The 20,787-nt window shown below is 35.5% G+C and carries 20 protein-coding genes; all 20 read right to left on the reverse strand.

Going from position 1 to position 20,787, the window contains the following annotated elements; translation table 11 throughout:
* Positions 1–270: 270 nt before the first annotated feature.
* Positions 271–1,176, reverse strand: coding sequence for a magnesium transporter CorA family protein (locus IGI43_RS01895; RefSeq protein ID WP_438756125.1), 906 nt, complete (start codon positions 1,174–1,176; stop codon positions 271–273).
* 33 nt (positions 1,177–1,209) lie between these two features.
* Positions 1,210–1,638, reverse strand: coding sequence for a MarR family winged helix-turn-helix transcriptional regulator (locus IGI43_RS01900; protein ID WP_438756126.1), 429 nt, complete (start codon positions 1,636–1,638; stop codon positions 1,210–1,212).
* A 151-nt stretch (positions 1,639–1,789) separates the two neighbouring features.
* Positions 1,790–2,761, reverse strand: coding sequence for a LacI family DNA-binding transcriptional regulator (locus tag IGI43_RS01905; RefSeq protein ID WP_438756127.1), 972 nt, complete (start codon positions 2,759–2,761; stop codon positions 1,790–1,792).
* 13 nt (positions 2,762–2,774) lie between these two features.
* Complete coding sequence (locus IGI43_RS01910; protein ID WP_438756128.1) at positions 2,775–6,080, reverse strand: GH36-type glycosyl hydrolase domain-containing protein; 3,306 nt, start codon at positions 6,078–6,080, stop codon at positions 2,775–2,777.
* Between the two features lie 14 nt (positions 6,081–6,094).
* The gene (bglX, locus tag IGI43_RS01915; protein ID WP_438756130.1) at positions 6,095–8,242 is read right to left on the reverse strand and encodes a beta-glucosidase BglX; all 2,148 of its coding nucleotides are present in this window, start codon (positions 8,240–8,242) and stop codon (positions 6,095–6,097) included.
* Positions 8,243–8,294: 52 nt separating this feature from the next.
* On the reverse strand, positions 8,295–9,125 hold the full coding sequence (locus tag IGI43_RS01920; RefSeq protein ID WP_438756131.1) for a carbohydrate ABC transporter permease: 831 nt from the start codon (positions 9,123–9,125) through the stop codon (positions 8,295–8,297).
* 14 nt (positions 9,126–9,139) lie between these two features.
* Positions 9,140–10,024 carry a carbohydrate ABC transporter permease gene (locus IGI43_RS01925; protein ID WP_438756132.1) on the reverse strand — a complete coding sequence of 295 codons (885 nt, stop codon included), beginning with the start codon at positions 10,022–10,024 and terminating at the stop codon, positions 9,140–9,142.
* A 117-nt stretch (positions 10,025–10,141) separates the two neighbouring features.
* The gene (locus IGI43_RS01930) at positions 10,142–11,383 is read right to left on the reverse strand and encodes a sugar ABC transporter substrate-binding protein (RefSeq protein WP_438756133.1); all 1,242 of its coding nucleotides are present in this window, start codon (positions 11,381–11,383) and stop codon (positions 10,142–10,144) included.
* A 281-nt stretch (positions 11,384–11,664) separates the two neighbouring features.
* Positions 11,665–12,351 carry an alpha/beta hydrolase gene (locus tag IGI43_RS01935; RefSeq protein WP_438756134.1) on the reverse strand — a complete coding sequence of 229 codons (687 nt, stop codon included), beginning with the start codon at positions 12,349–12,351 and terminating at the stop codon, positions 11,665–11,667.
* Positions 12,352–12,647: 296 nt separating this feature from the next.
* Positions 12,648–13,382, reverse strand: coding sequence for an SDR family oxidoreductase (locus IGI43_RS01940; protein ID WP_438756135.1), 735 nt, complete (start codon positions 13,380–13,382; stop codon positions 12,648–12,650).
* Entirely contained in the window at positions 13,375–14,118 is a 744-nt protein-coding gene (locus tag IGI43_RS01945; protein WP_438756136.1) for a dihydrofolate reductase family protein, read from the reverse strand. Before IGI43_RS01945 ends, IGI43_RS01940 begins: the two co-directional genes overlap by 8 nt.
* A 16-nt stretch (positions 14,119–14,134) precedes the next feature.
* Positions 14,135–15,289 carry an MFS transporter gene (locus IGI43_RS01950; protein WP_438756137.1) on the reverse strand — a complete coding sequence of 385 codons (1,155 nt, stop codon included), beginning with the start codon at positions 15,287–15,289 and terminating at the stop codon, positions 14,135–14,137.
* Between the two features lie 38 nt (positions 15,290–15,327).
* Positions 15,328–15,642, reverse strand: a complete 315-nt coding sequence (locus IGI43_RS01955) for a carboxymuconolactone decarboxylase family protein (protein ID WP_438756138.1) — start codon at positions 15,640–15,642, stop codon at positions 15,328–15,330.
* A gap of 29 nt (positions 15,643–15,671) precedes the next feature.
* A complete protein-coding gene (locus IGI43_RS01960) occupies positions 15,672–16,079 on the reverse strand; it encodes a cupin domain-containing protein (RefSeq protein ID WP_438756139.1) in 408 nt (135 codons plus the stop codon).
* Between the two features lie 16 nt (positions 16,080–16,095).
* Positions 16,096–16,617: a flavodoxin gene (locus IGI43_RS01965; protein WP_438756140.1), complete on the reverse strand. Its 522-nt coding sequence runs from the start codon at positions 16,615–16,617 to the stop codon at positions 16,096–16,098.
* A gap of 112 nt (positions 16,618–16,729) precedes the next feature.
* The gene (locus IGI43_RS01970; protein WP_438756141.1) at positions 16,730–17,614 is read right to left on the reverse strand and encodes a LysR family transcriptional regulator; all 885 of its coding nucleotides are present in this window, start codon (positions 17,612–17,614) and stop codon (positions 16,730–16,732) included.
* Between the two features lie 77 nt (positions 17,615–17,691).
* Positions 17,692–18,744, reverse strand: a complete 1,053-nt coding sequence (locus IGI43_RS01975) for an NAD(P)-dependent alcohol dehydrogenase (RefSeq protein WP_438756142.1) — start codon at positions 18,742–18,744, stop codon at positions 17,692–17,694.
* 27 nt (positions 18,745–18,771) lie between these two features.
* Complete coding sequence (locus IGI43_RS01980; RefSeq protein ID WP_438756143.1) at positions 18,772–19,107, reverse strand: MerR family transcriptional regulator; 336 nt, start codon at positions 19,105–19,107, stop codon at positions 18,772–18,774.
* A 14-nt stretch (positions 19,108–19,121) separates the two neighbouring features.
* Entirely contained in the window at positions 19,122–19,760 is a 639-nt protein-coding gene (locus IGI43_RS01985; RefSeq protein ID WP_438756144.1) for an NAD(P)H-binding protein, read from the reverse strand.
* A gap of 33 nt (positions 19,761–19,793) precedes the next feature.
* Positions 19,794–20,777, reverse strand: coding sequence for an aldo/keto reductase (locus IGI43_RS01990; protein WP_438756146.1), 984 nt, complete (start codon positions 20,775–20,777; stop codon positions 19,794–19,796).
* Positions 20,778–20,787: the final 10 nt, after the last annotated feature.

Consider the following 20,787-nt stretch of genomic DNA (forward strand, 5'->3'; position numbering starts at 1 on the left):
TCCAACATCAGTCATTAAATAAGAACGGGGGAATACACATGGTAGATGCAGAATTAGCGTTCATGATTCCATGGGTCATAGGTTCACTCTTAGCGATCTTAGCAATCATAATTTTTATTAAACACTTAAGAAAAAAATAATCCAAGCATTTGTAAACTTCAAAAAAGCGTTGAACAAAAAAGTATTACTTCTTCCTAAGCCACCTATTCATATGTAGTGTGAGTAACTTATAGTGATCTCACTTTTGTTGCTCACCACATACTTGTTTCCTTATTTTAATATAAGACGTAAGACAAATGATAAACCGAACCAGCCAATCAAACTAATCCCGATAGCAATCATCCAACCTAGAATATTATGTTCCAAAGGCAATGGCATATTCATCCCGAAAAAACCGGTCACAATGGTTGGTATTGTTAATAAAATAGACAATACAGTCAAAATTTTCATTGTATCATTTAAATTATTATTTAAAATATTATTGTAAGTTCCTGATAATTGCTGAAGCACTTGTGACGTCAATTGTGCCATCTCTACTAATTGTCTTGCTTCAATCAACGTATCTTCCCATTGTTCTTTTTCTACATCATTCAATGATTGAAAAATGACGTTGGTTTTTATTTGTTCTAACAGCACAGTATTTTGTTTTGTAGCAGAAATAAAATAAGCAACACCTGTTTCTACATCTGAGAGTGATAATAAATTCTTTTTAGTTGTTTTTTCTTTTAGCATATCATTGATTTGATTTCGTTCGCTATTCATCTCTTCGATGACAGGAAAAAATTTATCTGTAATCAAGAATAAACTCGAAAATAAAAATTTATAAACAGAACTATCCGCATTGTTTTGTAAATATTTTTCCATATAATCGATAATATAGTCATTTCCACTATTTGTTATTGTCAATAATTGCTTATTTTTAATCAAAAATGTCATTGGGATTGCTTCATAATGGTGGTTATCCTTTTTCTTTTGCGGAACATTATAAATTAGGATAAATGTTTTTAATTCATTGTTGTATTCGATACGGGCCCGTTCATTTTTATCCAAAGCATAAGATATAATCTCATTGTCGATACCATATTGTTTATATAATTCTGAGTCACTTGCAATTTGATCGGAATCAATATTGATCCAAACATTGTCTCCATTACCAAATTTCTTTTCTGTGATCATACAACCATCTCCTTTTTATTGTAAAAAATCGAACTATTTTTCCTTAAAATTTTTTTCAGCTTTGGCTAGGATCGTTTTTAGCTGTTTTTGTTCTTCATTCGTTAAACCCTTTCGAAATTTTTCATCTAGCTTTTCAAAAAGTAGATGTACTTGGTCAACTACTTGTTTTCCTTCATTCGTAAGAAAGATATTTTTTTGTCTTTCATTGTCTTTTGGGATTTCACGATAAACAAGTTGCCGCTCCTCTAACCCTTTTAAAATATTTGTAATCGTAGCTTGTTTTTTACCTAAATAATCTGCTACATCACGTTGTATCGTTCCTGGGTGAATAGAAATATAACTTAGGCTACGCGCTTGTATGCTATTTAGTTGTAATGTCTTTAATTTTGATACTACATAATTTTGTTGCAAAATACTTAGAATATAAACAGTTTCAGCTAAACTATCTCGATCAGAAATCATGATTATCACCTCTTGATAAATAGTTTAAATCAAAATAGTTCATTTTACAACTGTTTAATATATAGTTAAGAGGGTACACCGAAATCAAGCATCTATTTCGGTGTACCCTCTTAAACTATTCTATTTAGTTCTCTCTAACCAAATAATATCTTTATTCATTCCTCGCAGGAAATGAAGCTCCTTCTATAAAACTCGTGTAAATATGATCATCTTCAGTTTCTTCTCCAGCAATCAATTGGATGATTTTTTCAGCTGCTAGCATTCCCCAACGGTGTTTAGAATATGAAATTGTTGCTAATCGTGGTTGAACAAACGCACTTATATCAATATTATCAAAGCCGAGCAAGCGAATTTCGTGGCCAATTTCGTAAGGTGTTTCCTTGAAATATTTGTAAATACCAATGGCCATCTCATCATTTAACGCAAAAATATCAACAGGAAATGTTGGATTTTTCTCCATGATTTCCTTAGCTGCCCGATATCCAGAAGATTCTGTAAAATCACCTGAGATAATCTCATAATCAATACCAAACCGCTCTAATTCTTTGATACTAGCACTTAATCGTTCTTGACCATCATAGCTTTTTTTAGGTCCAGAGACTAAAAACATTTTTTCTGTTTGGCTGGCAACAGCTTTTTCAATTGCTAATGTTGCACCGCCTTTATTATCTAGTAACACTTTACGTACATTTTCATGCGTGATCATACGATCTAAAATGACTAAGTAATGCCCTCGTCCTGCGTATTGTTCGATTTCTTTATTCTTAAACGTCCAGTCAAGAATGATTGCACCATCAATCATTCGCTCGGGAATAAACAAATGTGATTTATTCCCACTGCAAACGATCATTTCAAAGTTCTGTGCTTCCAGTCCTATTTTAATACCATCCAATAATTCACCATAAAAGCTTCCTCCATAATCAGCTAGATAAACACCGATTATATTGGTTTGCTGCCTTTTTAGAGTTCGAGCAGCCATGTTAGGAACATAGTCCAATTCCTCTGCAATCGCTTGGATTTTTGCTCGAGTTGCTTCAGTGACTTTTGGACTACCATTTAACGCATAAGAAACAGTTGAGATCGATACACCTGCTTTTTTTGCAATTTCTTTGATTCCTACCATGTACGCTCATCTCCTAACAATAAATATCTAGTTGATTTTCACTCTTGTCCAAGCAAGCATTGAGTTTTTCTAAAGAGACAATCAGTCCGCCTTGACGATACGGATTTTTTTCTCGTTTTACAGGTAGTTCTGTTCCATTTGCTACAACGGTTGCCTTTTGACTTTGTAAATGAAACACAACATTTACTTCTTTATTCGCTATTTGATAAATCATTGCCAATCCGTTTAACTCTTTTGGCAATACTGGATCAAAAATCACATTTTCACTATCTTCTCGTATCCCTAAGACGTTGCTTAATAGTTGATTCAGATAAATACCAGGTCCGCTAGAATAAATCCGCCAGCCGCCTTTGACACCAACACTACCTTCTTTTAGTTTACCAAAGTTTTCTTGCGCATCGTATCTAGTTTTAAAGTCTCCATCAGAACTACTGAAGTACACATTCGCTTGTCGTATTTCGGCATTTTTGACATGTTCTTTTAGTTGAATTGGATTAATTACATTCAAAGCCCGCCACGTTTCATCTGCTTCACCGAGCTTTGCCATCGCTTCTGTGAAACGAATATGCGCATGAACATACTGTAATCCAATTTCACGGCCAAAATTAGCTGATTGTTCTGCACGCTTAAAGTTGGTGCTTACGCCACCTTTATAAGTAGCTGGCCGATTCATCAAGCGGACACCATCAGGAAATTGCAAATGCTCCTTGATAATCGCATAATGATGTTTGGCTTGTTCAGCGGTTAATAATTCAGCGATCATACTCCGGGTCATTGGTAACAAACGGTATTGAATGCCAGTTTTCTTATCGATTGGATGAATCATAAATTCAACATGATTTGTATCTTCCATATAAACAAAACCTGGAATTGTTTGATCAGATAAAATATACGTTTCAAAGTCTTTTTTTATATTGACAGACAATTTCTCTAAATGTTCACCGTATACAGCATCAACTTCTGATAATAAGCTAGCCAATTTTTTTATAACTTGATACGTCAAGGCAACGGTCCAGCTACTTGCCATATATTTTTTCAACTTGTTATCATACGGTTGTAAGGTATCGTCCCAATCACCATCGCTATAACAAGATAAATACGTTCCTTGTAAAAAGTTGTCTTCAATGAATTGAATTTCTTTTTTTACATGATCAAACAAGGTATAGGTCTCTTTGGTTTTCAAGAACGTTTTACGATCTGTGTAAGGAATCATTTCATCTAAAATTCCGAAATCTTTTGTTTTAGCTAAATAATCAGCGACTATTTTCATTGGCCAAACGATCACATCTCCGTGACTTTCATCCGCTTTTTGTTTTTCATATCGATCAAACATAAACCACTGGGGCCAATTTCCATCATCTTCAAATTGATTGGCATAAACGTTTTTTATGATTGAACGCACGACTTCTGGACGATTGACTGCAAAGAAAAATTCTGTTGGTCCTTGTGAAACGTCCCGTGTTCCCCATGCTGCTCCTCCATACTGTTCTAATCCATGAGGAGAAAGATAATGCACCAGCATGTTATGTGTATACCAACGCGACAAGACATTCATCGACTCAACATCTTCTGTTTCGTGTGTTAATTGGAAGTTATTTAATAAGCCATTAATAAAGTTCAGGAATTGATCATTTTCCTTCTTATATGTGGTCTCTATTTTTTTGAATGCTTCTCCAGTTAAGCTACCTTGAATATGCATCGAAAATTCTTGTTGTTCTTCAATCACAAAAGTCGTTAAAATTTCTGCGGATCCATCAGATAAAAACAACCCTTCATCGGTCAATTCAAACGATTTATCTAAGGAAAAATAATACGTTAAATCAGGATACTCTTCATGGATCACTGAATTAGTCGAAGCTTTTACAGTCACCAATTCATTTACTTTGGTCACGTTGTATGCAGGTTCATCTTCATCAGCGTTCATTATCAATTGATTGGTCACAGCAAACGTATAGCTCAACCCTTGTTGACTTGTAACTTTTGTACGAACTTCTTTGGTATCACATAGCGTATAGGTTCTCACTTTAATTATATCATTCTCTAATTTATAATACCATGTGGCCGAGTTTAATCCCATTACAAACGCAGATGGCATTGTCAATATTCGCCAATTTTCGCCTTCTTTGATATAAATTCTTTGTCCAGACTGTTTTAGGAGGTTTAATGAATTTCGACTATTGCTCATTAATTTATTCATTGAAGTGTTTCCTAAAACGACTTGAGAATTAAATAGACCATACATATAAACGGTTGTGCTGAGTATTGGTCGCTCTACACTTAGTTCAGTCCCACTTAATAGAATATGTCCGTGTGCTCTTTCCATAGCGACTTCTTTTTCTTTCAAAACCACATGATGGTAACTTTCTGTAAAGAAAGAAGCCACGTTTCCATCTATTATTTCAACTAAGTTTTGATGTGGAAATAATTCATTACGCTCTTTATCCGTTAGTGTTTTACCTGTAATTGGTTTACCTAGTTTCTTTGAACTGGTTGTTCCTTGTTCCTCGATTACGCCAAATTTTAGTGTTTCATAGCTTTTTTTGATATCTGCTAAAGAAATCAGTGGTTTTTCAATTACTTGTGCTTGATTCTTTATTGGAGCGCCATAAAATACCAGCTTTGTTTGTTGTTCGGTTAGTTCATAGATTTCGGTTTGTAATGCAATATAAGCAAATTCATACTGATATACTTCATTTGATAAATACTCTTGCTTGAATGCTTTTGCTTGATTGGTTTCTTTATACTCACGACCGAAAAATTGATAACCATCCGTCGAAAAGCTCACCAACGGATTTAAACTTCCTTGCTCGATCACTGGAAAATGACCATCTTGCGGTTGGTTTTGTCTTGAAGAAATAGTAATTGTTCCATTCTCTTTTGTGACATGATGGTCTAAATATTGGGACATATAAGCCTCATTCGAGCGGACAGCACCTTTTGTTGCATTTCCAAGATCTTGTCCGTAAATGACCTCAACTTTTTGACCAGAACCTGACAAAGTTACTTGCCAAAACCAAATACCAGTTTCCGCTAGACGAAAATCTACTTGATAAGACACACCTAAAAACTGACCGATCCAAGTTGCTTGTTCGTTTCCAAATTGAAATTTACTCGCTGAATTCGAACCAACCATTGATGCTGTTTGAATACCGCTTTTTTCGTGAACTCGTAAATAAAGCTGATTACAACTACCATCTAATGCATTTCCATGTAGTTGATTGATCATGATATTTTCATGTAGTATTTCGTAAAGGTCACCAGTTTCTAAAAACGAAACTATTGTCTCACCATTTTTAATTGTTCGTTTGTGATACGTCATCTCACTCTTCCTATCTATTTCAATAATTTAAACGTTTTTGTTAAAGTATCTCTGCTGTTTGACCCAATCATGACATCAAACATGCCAGCATCACTAGCATAAGTTTGATCACCATGAACATAACGTAACAGTTCTTCACTAATTGTAAATTGAACGTTCTTTTTTTCATAAGGTTGCAACGTTACTTTTTCGAAGCCCTTTAATTCTTTCACTGGACGAACAACCTCCCCAACTTGATCCCGAATGTACAATTGAACCGTTTCTTGGCCTGTGATAGACGATTGATTTTCAACAGTAATAGAAACCGTAATTGTTTCTGTCGGAGTCATTTCATCTGAGCTTAATGTAAAATCAGTGTAGGCAAATTCACTATAACTTAAACCAAAACCAAAGGGATATTTAGCGAAATTCGACACATCCAAATATTTTGTTACGTATTTTTCGTCACCCGATTTGTAGGGTCTGCCCGTATTATCATAATTATAGTACACAGGCACTTGTCCAACTGTTTCTGGAAATGACATACTTAAACGGGCAGTTGGATTGTATTCTCCATATAAAATATCTGCTAAAGCTGAACCTCCCTCTGTTCCAGGAAACCAAGCTTCAACGATTGCTTTTGCTGAATCAATTCCTTGTAGATCTAACGGACGACCATTGTACAGGGTCACAATGATATTAGGATTTACTTCTTGGACTGCTTTAAATAAATCTAGTTGTGCTTGCGGTAAACGAATATCACTACGACTCGAAGCTTCCCCACTCATCCAATCTTGTTCTCCAAGTGCTAAGACAACTTTATCCGCTTCTTTGGCTAAAGTAACCGCCTCATTGATTGCCGCTTGACTTGGCTCGAAATAATCAAACACTTCTTTTCCAATCACATACTCTGCATCAAGTTGAGAAACTCCTTGCGCTAACGAAATCGCTTCTTCCTTTTTACCTTGCCAAGACCAAACCCCGATGACATCATCCGAGCTAGCTGCAGGACCTACAATAGCCACTTTTTCTTGTTTTGATAGTGGTAAAATAGTCTCATTTTTCAATAAGACAATTGATTTTCTTGCCACCTCTCTTGCAATGGCACGATGTTCTTTTGATAAAATAACTTCTTTTTCTAAGGTCACATCAGCTCCTCTATGAGGATTTTCGAATAAACCTAAATCGTTTTTCAATGTGAGGATTCGTAAAACAGCTTCATCTATCACTGCTTCATCTACTATTTTTTCTTCGACCAATTCTTGTAGACTTTCGATATAACAAGTCGTCATCATTTCAATATCAACACCGGCTTTAATGGCAAGTTCCGCTGCTTGTTTTTTATCTTGTGCTACACCATGAGGAATCAACTCAATCACTGCGCCCCAATCAGAAATCACAACACCGTCAAAGCCAAACTCTTTTCTCAAGACTTCTCTAAATAACCATTTATTCCCTGTCGCTGGAACCCCATCTACCGTGTTAAAAGACGTCATTACTAGCTTTGCACCTGCATCAAGTGCCGCTTTATAACCAGGTAAATAACTATCTCTCAACTGTCTTTCAGACATGTTCACTGTGTTATAATCGCGTCCACCGATTGCTGCACCATAGGCTGCAAAATGTTTGACACAAGCAGCCACTGTGAAAAAGTCATTTTTTAAATCATCGCCTTGGTACCCTTTAACAAACGCTTCCGCAAAACGACTGTTTAAAAAAGGATCCTCTCCTGTTGACTCCATCACACGCCCCCAACGCGGATCACGAACTAAATCGACCATTGGTGAAAATGTCACATGTAAACCTGATACAGCAGCTTCTTTCGCGGAAACTTCTGCAACTTTTTTAGCTGCTTCAATATCCCATGAACTGCCTAAACCAAGAGGAATTGGGAATATCGTACGGAAGCCATGAATGATATCAGCCATTAGAATCGTTGGGATTCCTAAGCGATTGTTTTCCATATACGCTTTTTGCACACGAATTGCTTCTTTTGCACCTGAAATTCCAAGTGTTGTTCCTGCATTATTGATATCTTCATGCGTCAAACCAAGATCCGTCATCGGTCCTGTTTTTTCCTCCGCTTTTTCAGAATAAAATTCTGCTGCTAATTGAAGTAATTGTCCTATTTTTTCTTCTAATGTCATTTGTTTCAGTAAATCGATCAATTGTTTTTGCTCCAAATTAGTTCACCTTTTCTTATATTATTTTGGGGAAGATTTTTATTTTTATTGTTTATTTTATTCCAGAGACATTAAACCCTTGTAAAATGTATTTTTGAAAAATGGAAAATACAATCAAAATCGGAATGACCATAAACGTCGCACCTGCCATTTGTAAGGCATAATTTGTCCCATGTTGTCCTTGTAATAATTGTAAACCAACGGATAATGTATAGTATTTTTCATCATTGGCAATGATCAACGGCCATAAGAAAGAATTCCAGCCTCCGATGAAAGTCAATATTCCTTGAACAGCTAAGATGGGACGACTTAAAGGTAAGATGATTTTGAAAAAGATGAACCATTCACTGGCTCCATCTAATCTTGCCGCTTCTAGCATTTCATTTGAAATAGTGTTCATAAACTGCCTGAACAGAAAGATTCCAAATGCACCAGCAAGTCCAGGTAATACAATTCCAATCAAAGTATTTGTCAAACCAACTGAGTTCAACAACAAATAAACGGGAATCATCGTGACTTGACCTGGAATCATCATTGTCGCTAACACCATTAGAAAAAGGCCATTTTTTCCTTTAAAATCAAATTTGGCAAAACCATAGCCTGCCATAGCATTCAATAATAAACCAATAAATGAACAGGCCGTTATAATCAACGTATTTTTAAGATAAGTCCCAAAGTTAAGTTTGATAAAAAGTTCCTTAAAATTATCAAGTGTTGCATTTTTTGGAAATAAACTAGGAACAATTTGATTGATTTCCGCATTAGTTTTAAATGAAGAAAAAATCATCCAAAGAAATGGGAAAAAGGTCATAATACCCAGAACGCCTAAGAGGATACCGATAAAAAGCTTAAAACTCATTTGCGCATTTTTATGTGAATTCATATCGTTCTCTCCTTTTACCCTTCATTTTCTTTTTGTTTTGTTTGAATTTTCATTTGGATACTGGTCACAATGATGATCGCGATAAATAAAATTACAGATCCTGCCGCTGCATATCCAAATTTATTGTATTGGAAGCCTCTTTGGTAAATAAACAGAGCAACGGATAACGTACTGTCTAGTGGTCCACCCTTAGTCATAACAAAGGGTTCATCAAAGAATTGGAACCAACCAATTAAAGTTGTCACCGTTACAAAGAAAATCGAAAATTTCAGCAATGGAACTGTGATTTTTAAAATTTGCTGCCATTTATTGGCACCATCGATTTCTGCTGCTTCATAATATTCTTTAGGTATCCCTTGAATCGCAGCTAAAAAGATTAACATATTCAATCCAATTGCTTTCCAAACAGCTATGATAATCAGTGAGATTTTCGATGTACTTGGATCTGTCAGCCACATTATTGGGCCAACATGTAAATACGATAAGAGATGATTTAATAATCCGATCGTTGGATTATATAAATACATCCAAACAACAGAAACTGCAACTGTATTCGTGATCGAAGGGCTGTAAAAAACTAAACGCATAAAAGAGAAAAATTTATTCTCACCAAAATTGATCATAATAGCTAAAGCTAATGATGAAATAATCACCAGCGGCACGCCGATAATCACATAATAGGCGGTATTGAACATTGCTTGAGCAAACACTTTGTCGTTAAAGATCGTTAAATAATTATCAAAGCCAACAAAATTGATTCTTGAAAAATCCGCTAAACCAGCCAAACTCATATCTGTAAAACTGATTGTTACCGCAATAAAAATTGGAATGATCGAAAAAACAAGTAATAATGCAACAGCTGGAGCAATAAAAAAATAAGGCGATTTTGATTTTTTCATGGTGCTTTTCCTCCTTGCTAAATCAATAAAAGGAACAAAAGATCTGTTTACATATATGATTCACTCGCCAAATGAATAATCATCTATTCAATCTCTTGTTCCAATTACTCCTTGAGACTATTTAATCAAGTTTTCTGTTTGTTCGTTTAATTCGTCCATTGCCTCTTGAAGATTTTTACCACTCACAACTACTTGTTCCCATTGCTTCATAAAGTTTTGAGAGATTTCATCCCATTGTTTCAATAATGGCATTGGTTGTGATTCATTTAGTTGCTTTCCAAAAACAGAAATCAATGGGTCGTTTTTAAATACATCTGAATTCCATGATTCTTTATTTGTTGGAAGTGAATTAGTACTTTCAAAGAATTTAGTTTGATTTTCAGGTTTTGAAAGATATTCGATCAATTTCATCGCATCCTCTTTTTTCTTAGAACTATCAAACACTGCTAAATTGGCTCCCCCTGTCACGGATAAATTATTCACAGGACCTTTCGGCAATTCAGCGACGCCCCATTTTCCATCAATATCAGGAGCAGAATCTTTAATACTATTAATCATCCACGGACCACTAATAAACATTGGTACAACACCTTCACCACCAAAACTTTGGCCGATTTCTAACCCTAAATCTGTTTTAGGAGAAGAACCATCTTGGACTAACTTGTCTAAAAATTTTAAGGCATCGACCATTTCAGGTTGATTAAATAGAGGTTCATCCTCTTTTCCAAATAGTTTCGATCCATTTTGACGTGCAAACATAAAACCAAAAGTAGGTTCTTTTAGTTCAACTCCAAAACCATATTTATTATCACCACGAGCTGCTAATTTTTTCGCTGCATCTGCTAACTCATCCCATGTTTTAGGCGCATTTTTAAAGCCTACACTTTCTAATAAATCTTTTCTATAATACAATCCACGAGTTTCTGTATACCAAGGTACAGCATATGTTTGACCGCTAAACTGAGTTGTCGCTACAGAGCCATCGAAGAAATTATCTGACTGCATAACATCACTTTTTTTCACATCTTCTGTTATATCCATCAAGGCCCCAGCATCAACAAATTCACTCATATAAGTAGTTCCCATTTGAACAACATCCGGTCCTTCTTTAGAGGCGACTGCCGTTAGTAATTTATCTCTTGAAGTAGACCACGGAATACTTTGGATTTTGACTTTGATTCCTGATCCCTTCGTAAATTCATTTATAATTGGTTTGATTCCTTCATCACCATCACCCATGTACCAAAATGTCAGCTCATCTGAAGCGCTTTCTTTATTTCCTGAAGAACATGCTGCCATAACACCTACAGTTGCAAATAAAGTTGTTCCTAATAAGCAAAGCTTTTTCCATGATTTCATACTTCCACTCCTCAATAATATTTGGTGAAACGTTTCTACAAAATTGATTATATTCTTTATTTATAAGAAAAGCAAGCGTTTTCTTATAAATAAAACTAGCATTCCAACCATAAATAACAGCTCTATTCAAAAACAAAATAAAAACGTTTCACTAACTCCTCTAAGTCAATACATTTTAATAAGATGAGAGCCATACTTATTAAATAAAAAAACAGAAAAAACCTCATTTTCGTCTTTGTCACTTCGTCGATGAGGTCTTTGATTATTCCACCATTAAACAATTATTGAAGGATAAATTCTTTAATATCCTTTACTGCCATTCTTCTATTTTCTCCTAAAAACAACTGATGTCTTCCTTTTTCATACATTCTCAAAGAAACGTTCGCATTACTGACTTTCGCCAAGTAATACGCACTCTTATAGTAAGTCGTTTCATCCTGTCTATTTTGTACAATAAGCATTTTTTTATTAGTTGTTCCAGAAGCTTCTTTTTTCAATTTACGCTTTGTTTTTTTAAGTAAAGATAAAAATTGAAGACACGAACGAATCGGTGTTGCTTGCGTTGAGCTAAAGTAATAATCTAATGTTTCTTGATTTTTATCAATAATTGACAGCACAATATCTTGCATAATGATGTTCGCATTATAAAGATAGATCGGTGTACTGCATAAAATAAGTTGATCCACTGACTCTCTATCTGATACTTGAATTGTTAATAAGCCACCCATTGAAAACCCAATACAGGTAATCTGCGTGTAATTTTGTTCAAGTTCATTTAATTTATTTTCAACATCGTTTATCCATTGGCTAGCTGTGGCTTTTGAAAGGTTTTTTTTATTTCCATCGTGTCCAGTTAATCGAATCCAAAATGAATCAAGATTGTTTTGCTCCAAGTATTCGTGTAAATACATGATTTCTTCCTCATTACCACCAAATCCATGTATGATCAATATCGCTCGTTTTCCCATTATGACCTACTTTCTTATAAATAATTTTGCTTATTAAAGAAATAATCGTTTTATAAAAAACCAGACGATCAAAATTTTTCATTTATTACATTATTTTACCTTGATTGACGCTAAATAATCTTCACTTCTTTACTAATATTAATAAAAATTTAGCATCCATTCATCACAAATGAAACAAAAAAAAGTGAAATGCTGGAAATTACCCACATTTCACTTTTCGTAAATTGAATTCATTCTATTTCACGATCTATTTTGATTCACTCTATTGATAGATTTGTGTTCTTCTCTTAATTTTTCTATGCTTGCCGTGTCGGTAAAATGGTCATTTCAGTAATTCCAACAGTATCAGGTTGAGAAATTGCAAACAAAACAGTTTCGGCCACAGCATCTGGTGTGATTGCAATTTGATAAAACTGTTCCATTCCGCTCTTGACTTCTGGAGTAGAAATAGTATCTAGTAATTCTGTCGCAATTGCTCCTGGATAAAGCGTTGTTGTACGGATATTGGTTCCTTCCATTGCAGATTCCATCCTAAAACCGTCCATAATAGCGCGCACTGCATGTTTAGTTCCAGTATAGACACTATTACCAGGGAAAACTTTCAATCCAGCAATTGAGCTTGTTGTAATCACATGACCTGATTTTTGCGTTGTGAATTCCGGTAAAACAGCTGCTAGTGAATTAAGCACTCCTTTTATATTACTATCCACCATGTCATTCCACTCTTCTATTTTCAATTCACTCATATTGGAAGCTGGCATGATTCCAGCATTTGCAAATAGAACATCAACCTTACCAAATTTTTCTTTAGCAACTTGAACAAGTGCTTTTACTTCTTTGAGATTACGAACATCTGTCACAGCATACGTACTATCGTCACCAAATTTTTTCACAAGTTCTTTCAAGCGCTCTTCTCTTCTCGCACCTAGAACGACTTTTGCGCCGTTTTCAATCAATAGCTGAGCAGTTGCTTCCCCTATTCCTGATGAGGCACCTGTAATAACTACGACTTTATCTTTTATATTATTCATACGTTTGACTCCTTTTTATATCTTTATTAACCACGTTATATCTCAACCACAAGGTATCTTCTTCAAAAATATCTACTGATTTCAATTTAAACCCAACTGATACAATTTCAGGTAAATGATTTGCTTTTTCAAAGATCGTATTTGTATCAGTTCGTCCATCTGTCGCGGGTGTCATGATAATACTCACTTCATCGACCAACCCTTCTTGTAAAAATGACCAATTGATGTAGCCACCTCCTGAAACCATTAATGTTTCGATTCCAAATAAAGCCAATAATTTTTCTGAAGCAAGTGTACAATCGATCAATTCTTTTCCTGCAAAAATATAAGAGATTTGTCGCTCTCTAAGATAAGTAACATACTCGTCACTGGCTTTATCAGTTAAAATTTCAATAATATGGGCTTCTGGACGATTTTCGTATTTCACAGTGTTTTCAGTCCAACCAACTTTACCAGAAGGATCCGCTGAGACAATATACATTTCGGCTTTTGCTTGTGCAACGTAATCTGTTCTAGGATAAGGTGTTTCTATTTCTTTTAACTCAGGTTTATGAAAATCAGTAAAATTCTGTTCCATCGTGACTCTACCACATAACCATGCTTGACTATGGTAGCTGTCGTTGGTTGTTTCATAGACTTCACTACCCGTAATGGCGTATTTTGAACTCATATAATCACCACTGATTTTTCCGTTGATAGACGTCAGCATATGGCAAATGATTTTTGGTCTATTCATTACTTTAGTCCCCCTCTTAGCTTTTAGCTGTTGCTTTTTTTCTTACAATACTGAATAGAGTACCCAAAGATAGTAGAATCATAATGCTCCCTTCTGCAATAAAAATATCAGTATTTTCATTCAAAGAGAGGATATTTCCTAATATAGAAATTGAGATGGGCGCAAAAGCTGCGCCAATATTAAAACCGATCAACAATAAAGAGGTACTTTTTTCTGAATTTCCTTTCGTATCTTGATTCACCTCATTAAATAAATAAGGGATAAATGTGCGGAAGGAAAAACCACATATTAGCACAGCAAATGAGATTGACACTAAATTTTGAGAAAAGGCAATCATAAACATCGATATCCCTAGGGTCAAAAAAGAAATCGGTAACGTCCATTGCTTAGTTATTGTAACGATCGTTCCAAATAACATCCCTGCAGTCATGGCACCTAATCCTACTAAAGCCATTAAATTACTACCATCTGTTGCATTTCCGAACCCTTTTTCAAGCAATAAAGACGTGATTTTGACTGTAACTGACATATAAATGGTTACAACTAGAATCAATAAAGCGATATAGCCATATGTTGAAGAGTTGACTTTTTGATTCTCTGGCTCGTTTCTATTTTCCTGCTTTTCAATTGAAACATCTGGAACAAACCATGTAAACAAAAGAAAAATCGGTAACGCAAATAGATACGCTAAAAAAGAACTTCGCCAATTCATTACCAATAATTGACCTACTGTAAATGTAATGATCATACCGCCAATTCCTTCAAATGCACTTTGAAAACCAATTACGGATGACAGTTCTTTTCCCTGATACAGCTTTCCTGCTAAAGAAAAAAGTAACGGGTTAAATAATCCAATTCCTATACCAAATACTATTCTACTGAAAAAAAGAAGCCAAAATGAAGGAATAAATGCAGGCATAATTCCCGCAATCAAAACAATTCCTATGCCGATCTGAACAGAATGTTTGTAGCCAAATTTTTTAGTAACCTTATAGCTAAAAGGAACAGTTAAAATAATAAATAAAGAAGGAATTGTAGTAATCAATTCAATCAAAGTAGGATCGATCGTAGGATAAGCCATCATGATCGCTGGAATGTTCGCAGCAATTGCTCCACCTGAAACGACAAGTAATGAAACAGATAATAATGAAAGTTTGGTTACTTTATTCACTGGGCTATCTCCTTTTAAGATACACAAAAGATATTTTTTTATTCACCAAAGATTTCTTTCGCTAGAGCAAAAGCTGACCATGCTTTTGGCCATCCTGTATAAAAAGCTAAATGAGTGATCAATTCCACCATTTCTTCTTTTGTTACACCATTTTGTTTTGCTATTTTCATATGTGCTTCTAATTGTGGTGCACCTTGAGTTAGTAAGCTTGAACATGTGATCATGCTACGATCACGTGGTGAAAGTTGTTCTTCTCTTGACCATACTTCACCAAATAACACATCATCATTTAGTTGTGCAAACTTTGGTGCAAATGCACCTAATTGATCTCTGCCAGCTGTTTGTTTTTTCATTAGGTAAGACTCCCATCTTTTATTCATTTTTATAATTGATTGTATAAGTCATCTGAAACAGGCTCTAACCATTCTGGCGTGCCCGCTGTAATTGCTAAATGTTCAAACCAGCTATCTTTTGCTGCACCATGCCAATGTTTCACACCGTCATGGGTAACGATCACATCTCCAGCAGTTAAAAATTGCGCAGCTTTTCCTTCTTCTTGATACCAACCTTCACCGCCAGTTACTAATAACAGTTGAAACCCATCATGATGAATATGCCAATTATTGCGGCAACCAGGTTCAAAGGTGACATTGCCTACCCCTACATTGATCTTGGGATCTGCAATTAAGTTTTTTAAGTAGCTTTGACCGATAAAATATTGCGCATAGGCCTCATTTTTTTCACCCACAGGGAAAATCACACCATTTTTTACTTCTTCAAATTTTGCCATTCGTTATTCCTCCAATTTATTTAATTTTTGACTGTTCATGTTGTAACCAGTTTTTGATTGCGATAGTTGATTTCTCAACTCTGGATCCACGGATAGGTAAGCCGATACGGATCATCGAATCAGGACATAATTTCTTTAGATCGTTGATGCTACTGCCCATTCCACTACCTTCATGTGTGCAGAAGGGATAAATAGTTTTTCCTGATAAATCATTTTCCTCTAGAAAAGTTGCAACAATCATTGGAAAAGTTCCCCACCAATTGGGATACCCTAGATAAATTGTCTGATGGTTTGCTAAGTCAAGCGAGAATGGTCGATATTTTGGTCGCTTGTTTGTTCCTTTTTCCTGTTCTGCTTGAGTAACCACTTCTTCGTAAGCTTCTGGATAAGCTATTTGTGGAAGAATTTCAAACATTTCAGTATTGAGTATTTTAGCAATTTTTTGTGCAACGATTTTCGTATTTCCTACCTGTAAATACTTTTTCTTTCCATCAATCAAATTTTCAAAAGGACGAGAAAAATAGACGATTGCCGTCATTAGATCACCTTCTTTTATCTTTTACTTATACAAAAACAGGCTGCATCATCTACTTACAAGTAAATGATACAACCTGTTTCTCTATACGTCTAATGCCTAAATCATCCAACAACTATGCCTTAAAAGCATCGTTAAATCGTTGGATAAATTCTTTTACTGCAGGTGTTTGAATTCGATTTTTCTTCCAAACAAGAACACAATTTGTTTTAACTTCAGGAGCTAACGGGACAAATGTCAATCCGTCATGTTTACCATTGGTTGTTGCTCCTTCGATCGTTAAAGCCGAACCAACACGATTTTCTACTAACGAAAAAACATTGAAAATCAAATTAAAAGTGCCGACTACATTTAAATCATTCAACGGTTTCTCCAACCAACTTTCAAGCATTGACTGAACCTCTGAACGATTTGAGCTTAGTAGTGGAATCCCTTTTAAATCTTCCGGCTGAATAACTGTTTTTTGTGCAAGAAAAGAATCATTGGATACTAATAATCCCCATTTTTCTTCCCTAGGTAAAATAATTTTTTCAAAGTTCATTGTAGCAATAGGTTCTAATAAAATGGCTAGATCCAAAATCCCCTTTTCCAATTTATCGCTAATATCATCGCTAGTCCCAGAGACAATATTGAAAGTAACTTGAGGATAATCACTCACCAATTCTTCTAACATCATCGCCATCGTGTCTGAATTATCCGCTTCAACACAGCCGATTGAAAAATGTCCACTTAAAAAGCCTTTGCTTTGCTCTTTAAATTCTCGCTCTGTTTGTTCAGTTAAAGTCAGAATTTCAGCTGCTCGTTCTTTTAGAAAATAGCCCTCTTCGGTTAAGGTCAATTGCTTATTTTCTCGGATAAAAAGCGGTGTCCCTAATTTCTCTTCAAATTCTTTGATTTGTCGGCTTAAAGTCGGTTGGGTAATGTGTAAAACTTTTGCAGCTTTTGAAAAATTTCTTTCTTCTGCAACGGTCCAAAAATAACGTAATTCTCTTAATTCCATAAGGGTTCTCCTTTTTAAGTTCACATACTTATTTTACAATAAAATAGAACGAATTTCTAAAAGAACCGTTTTATACTCTACAAGGTTTCCATATCGATCACAAAGCGATATTTGACATCGCTATTTAACACTCGTTCATAAGCTTCGAACACTTGATCCACCGTGATCATTTCGATTTTAGGCAATACATTGTTTTCAGCTGCAAAGTTGATCATTTCTTGGGTCATTGGGATCCCACCAACATTAGAAGCTGTGATTGTTGCTTGATTTCCGAATAAACTTCCTACATGAAATGTTTGGGCTTCTGTAGCTAAACCAACATAGACCATCGCTCCATTGACCGTTAATAAACTTAAATACAAATCAACATCTAAACTTACTGCAACTGTATTTAGAATAAAATCAAACTGTCCTTTTAATTTTTTGAACGTTTCTGGATCACTAGTTAGATAATAATTGTCAGCCCCAAATTGTTGTGCTTCGTTCTTTTTACTTGCAGAATGGCCTAAAACAGTTACCTCAGCCCCTAATGCATGGGCAAATTGAACAGCAATATGTCCTAAACCACCCATTCCGATGATGGCAACTTTTTTACCAGGTCCAACATTCCAACGTTTCATTGGTGCATAAGTCGTGATTCCAGCGCACAAAAGCGGACTTGCTTCTGCTAAATCAAGATTTTCAGGTACATGAATCACAAAGCGGTCTTTCACAACAATACTCTGACTATACCCGCCATACGTTAGGTTTCCATCATAATCTTTTGAGTTAAAAACAATGACCACACCTTGGGTACAAAATTGTTCTTCTCCTCTTAAGCAATAAGCACATTCGCCACAAGAATCGACAAAACAACCTACACCTACACGATCACCCACTTTAAATCCTGTCACCTGATCACCAATTGCTGAAACGATCCCTGTAATCTCATGACCTGGAACCATTGGATAAATACCAGAACCAAAATCATTGTCTACTTGATGAATATCTGAATGGCAAATACCACAATATTTAATATCGATTGCCACATCATCGGGTTTTAATACTCTTCTTTCAATAACTGCTCGTTCGAAAGAGGCATAGTTGCTATCTGTTGCTTGTAAGACTTTCGTTTGACATTTTTCACACATAATAAAACTCCTTTTATTTTTATAGATTTAGCTTGTTATCCGTCTTTGAAGCTCGTCTTTTGCTGTTTCTAAAAGATTGATTTGTTGTTGTAAGTCATTTGTTTGTTCAGTTAGCAGTTCTGTTCTAGCTGCAACTGATTTTTCTGGCTGATCAGATAATGCTACGTACTCAATCAAACTTTCGATAGAAAGATTGACCGCTCTCATTTGCTTGATAAAACGAATCCAATCAGCATCTACATCAGAAAACTCTCGCAGTCCATAATGATTTCTCTTTACCTGAGGAATCAAACCGATTCGTTCAAAGTAACGAATGGTATTGGTCGGCGTATTCGTTTGCTTACTCATTTCTTTAATATTCATATGCTGAACCTCCCTTAGTAAAAAGAGGGCTTTGCCCAATCAGTATCAGGCTCACTTACACCTAGACTAGTTTTAGCGTATTTAGCTGGATCATGAATAATCGTCATGATCAGTCTAGCAACCGCTTCTCTTGTTACTTGAGCACCGATAAATGATTCTCCTTTTTGAGTCAATACATAATTTTCATTGCCTTTTTGATTATATAACCAAGTCAATCTTAAAATAACATAATCTAACGAAGATTGTTCTAGCAGTTTCGCTGCTTTCAAATGTTTCTGTATAGCTGTCGAACCAACCATACTCGTGTTCCATTCACCAAAGAGGCCTGTAACTTCATTATAAATACCTAAGACATTTGCACCAATTAGATAGTGAACATCAGATTCTTCCATTGCTTCAACGATTGATTGCGTCGCAACTGGAGAGCTCATATCATTTAAATACACAATATCCACCCCAATCAAAGCTTGTCTCAATTTAACTTTATCATTAAAGTCCCCTTCAATGATGACTTCCCTTGCTGGATCATTCACAAAAATCCGACTAGAAAGATTGCGACCATACAAAACAAGGTCATTTTCTGTTTCAGCTAAAATCAAATCCGTGACCATTCTTGAAATTTGACCGGCTGCACCTAAAATTAGTATTTTCATGTTAAATCCTTCTTTCTCGTTTCGAATGAGCTCTTATTGATGACCAACAATGACATGAGGAATATAAGGTTCTTCTAAAAATTGCACTTCTTCATCCGTCAAAATCAAATCCAAAGCAGGAATGGCATTCGTCAAATGACTTTCTTTTGTAGCGCCTATGATCGGTGCCACAACGGGTCCTTTTTGAAGCAACCACGCTAGGGCAATTTGTACACGTTCCACCCCACGTTTTTCAGCAATTTCAGCTACTCTTTCAACGATGATACGGTCTTGATCAGCTGTTTTATCATATTTCGACATCGCTGTTTTATCTGTTTCAAAGCGCTTGGTTTGTGCGCTCCAATCACGTGTCAAACGACCTGAAGCTAATGGACTATAAGGTGTCACCGCAATTTTTTGATCTTCACATAAAGGAAGCATTTCTCTTTCTTCTTCACGGTATAACAAATTCAAATGATCTTGCATCGAAACGAATTTTGTCCAACCGTTTTTCTCAGCTACTGCTTGCGCTTTAGCAAACTGCCAAGCAAACATCGCAGAAGCACCGATATAACGGACTTTTCCAGATTTCGCAACATCATGTAAAGCTTCCATCGTCTCTTCGATTGGCGTATTGTAATCCCAACGATGAATAATATATAAATCAACATAATCCATCCCTAAACGCTCTAAACTAGCATCAATTTGATGAAAAATTTCTTTTCTTGAAAGCCCACCACTATTTGGAACATCTTTTTTCATGGTAGTAAACAATTTAGTTGCAACCACGATTTCATCACGATTCGCATATTCATTCAGCGCTTTTCCAAGAATCCGTTCACTGGCTCCATAGGAATAGACATTGGCTGTATCAAAAAAATTAATCCCTAAATCTAACGCCTTCTTGATCACTTTTTTGCTTTCCTCTTCTTCTAAGACCCACTCGTGAAACCCACTGTTGGGATCACCAAAACCCATTGCGCCCAAACAAATTCTTGAAACTTCCATTCCTGTATTGCCAAATTTTACATAGTTCATTGTAATTCCT

It is taken from the genome of Enterococcus sp. AZ126, assembly GCF_051714545.1.
In the GTDB taxonomy this organism is placed as follows: Bacteria; Bacillota; Bacilli; order Lactobacillales; family Enterococcaceae; genus Enterococcus_L.

Bases quoted from the DNA above. Each gene is read 5' to 3' on its own strand.
- IGI43_RS01895 (WP_438756125.1), bottom strand. From the start codon at position 1,176: ATGATCACAGAAAAGAAATTTGGTAATGGAGACAATGTTTGGATCAAT.
- IGI43_RS01900 (WP_438756126.1), bottom strand. From the start codon at position 1,638: ATGATTTCTGATCGAGATAGTTTAGCTGAAACTGTTTATATTCTAAGT.
- IGI43_RS01905 (WP_438756127.1), bottom strand. From the start codon at position 2,761: ATGGTAGGAATCAAAGAAATTGCAAAAAAAGCAGGTGTATCGATCTCA.
- IGI43_RS01910 (WP_438756128.1), bottom strand. From the start codon at position 6,080: ATGACGTATCACAAACGAACAATTAAAAATGGTGAGACAATAGTTTCG.
- IGI43_RS01920 (WP_438756131.1), bottom strand. From the start codon at position 9,125: ATGAATTCACATAAAAATGCGCAAATGAGTTTTAAGCTTTTTATCGGT.
- IGI43_RS01925 (WP_438756132.1), bottom strand. From the start codon at position 10,024: ATGAAAAAATCAAAATCGCCTTATTTTTTTATTGCTCCAGCTGTTGCA.
- IGI43_RS01930 (WP_438756133.1), bottom strand. From the start codon at position 11,383: ATGAAATCATGGAAAAAGCTTTGCTTATTAGGAACAACTTTATTTGCA.
- IGI43_RS01935 (WP_438756134.1), bottom strand. From the start codon at position 12,351: ATGGGAAAACGAGCGATATTGATCATACATGGATTTGGTGGTAATGAG.
- IGI43_RS01940 (WP_438756135.1), bottom strand. From the start codon at position 13,382: ATGAATAATATAAAAGATAAAGTCGTAGTTATTACAGGTGCCTCATCA.
- IGI43_RS01945 (WP_438756136.1), bottom strand. From the start codon at position 14,118: ATGAATAGACCAAAAATCATTTGCCATATGCTGACGTCTATCAACGGA.
- IGI43_RS01955 (WP_438756138.1), bottom strand. From the start codon at position 15,642: ATGAAAAAACAAACAGCTGGCAGAGATCAATTAGGTGCATTTGCACCA.
- IGI43_RS01960 (WP_438756139.1), bottom strand. From the start codon at position 16,079: ATGGCAAAATTTGAAGAAGTAAAAAATGGTGTGATTTTCCCTGTGGGT.
- IGI43_RS01965 (WP_438756140.1), bottom strand. From the start codon at position 16,617: ATGACGGCAATCGTCTATTTTTCTCGTCCTTTTGAAAATTTGATTGAT.
- IGI43_RS01970 (WP_438756141.1), bottom strand. From the start codon at position 17,614: ATGGAATTAAGAGAATTACGTTATTTTTGGACCGTTGCAGAAGAAAGA.
- IGI43_RS01975 (WP_438756142.1), bottom strand. From the start codon at position 18,744: ATGTGTGAAAAATGTCAAACGAAAGTCTTACAAGCAACAGATAGCAAC.
- IGI43_RS01980 (WP_438756143.1), bottom strand. From the start codon at position 19,107: ATGAATATTAAAGAAATGAGTAAGCAAACGAATACGCCGACCAATACC.
- IGI43_RS01985 (WP_438756144.1), bottom strand. From the start codon at position 19,760: ATGAAAATACTAATTTTAGGTGCAGCCGGTCAAATTTCAAGAATGGTC.
- IGI43_RS01990 (WP_438756146.1), bottom strand. From the start codon at position 20,777: ATGAACTATGTAAAATTTGGCAATACAGGAATGGAAGTTTCAAGAATT.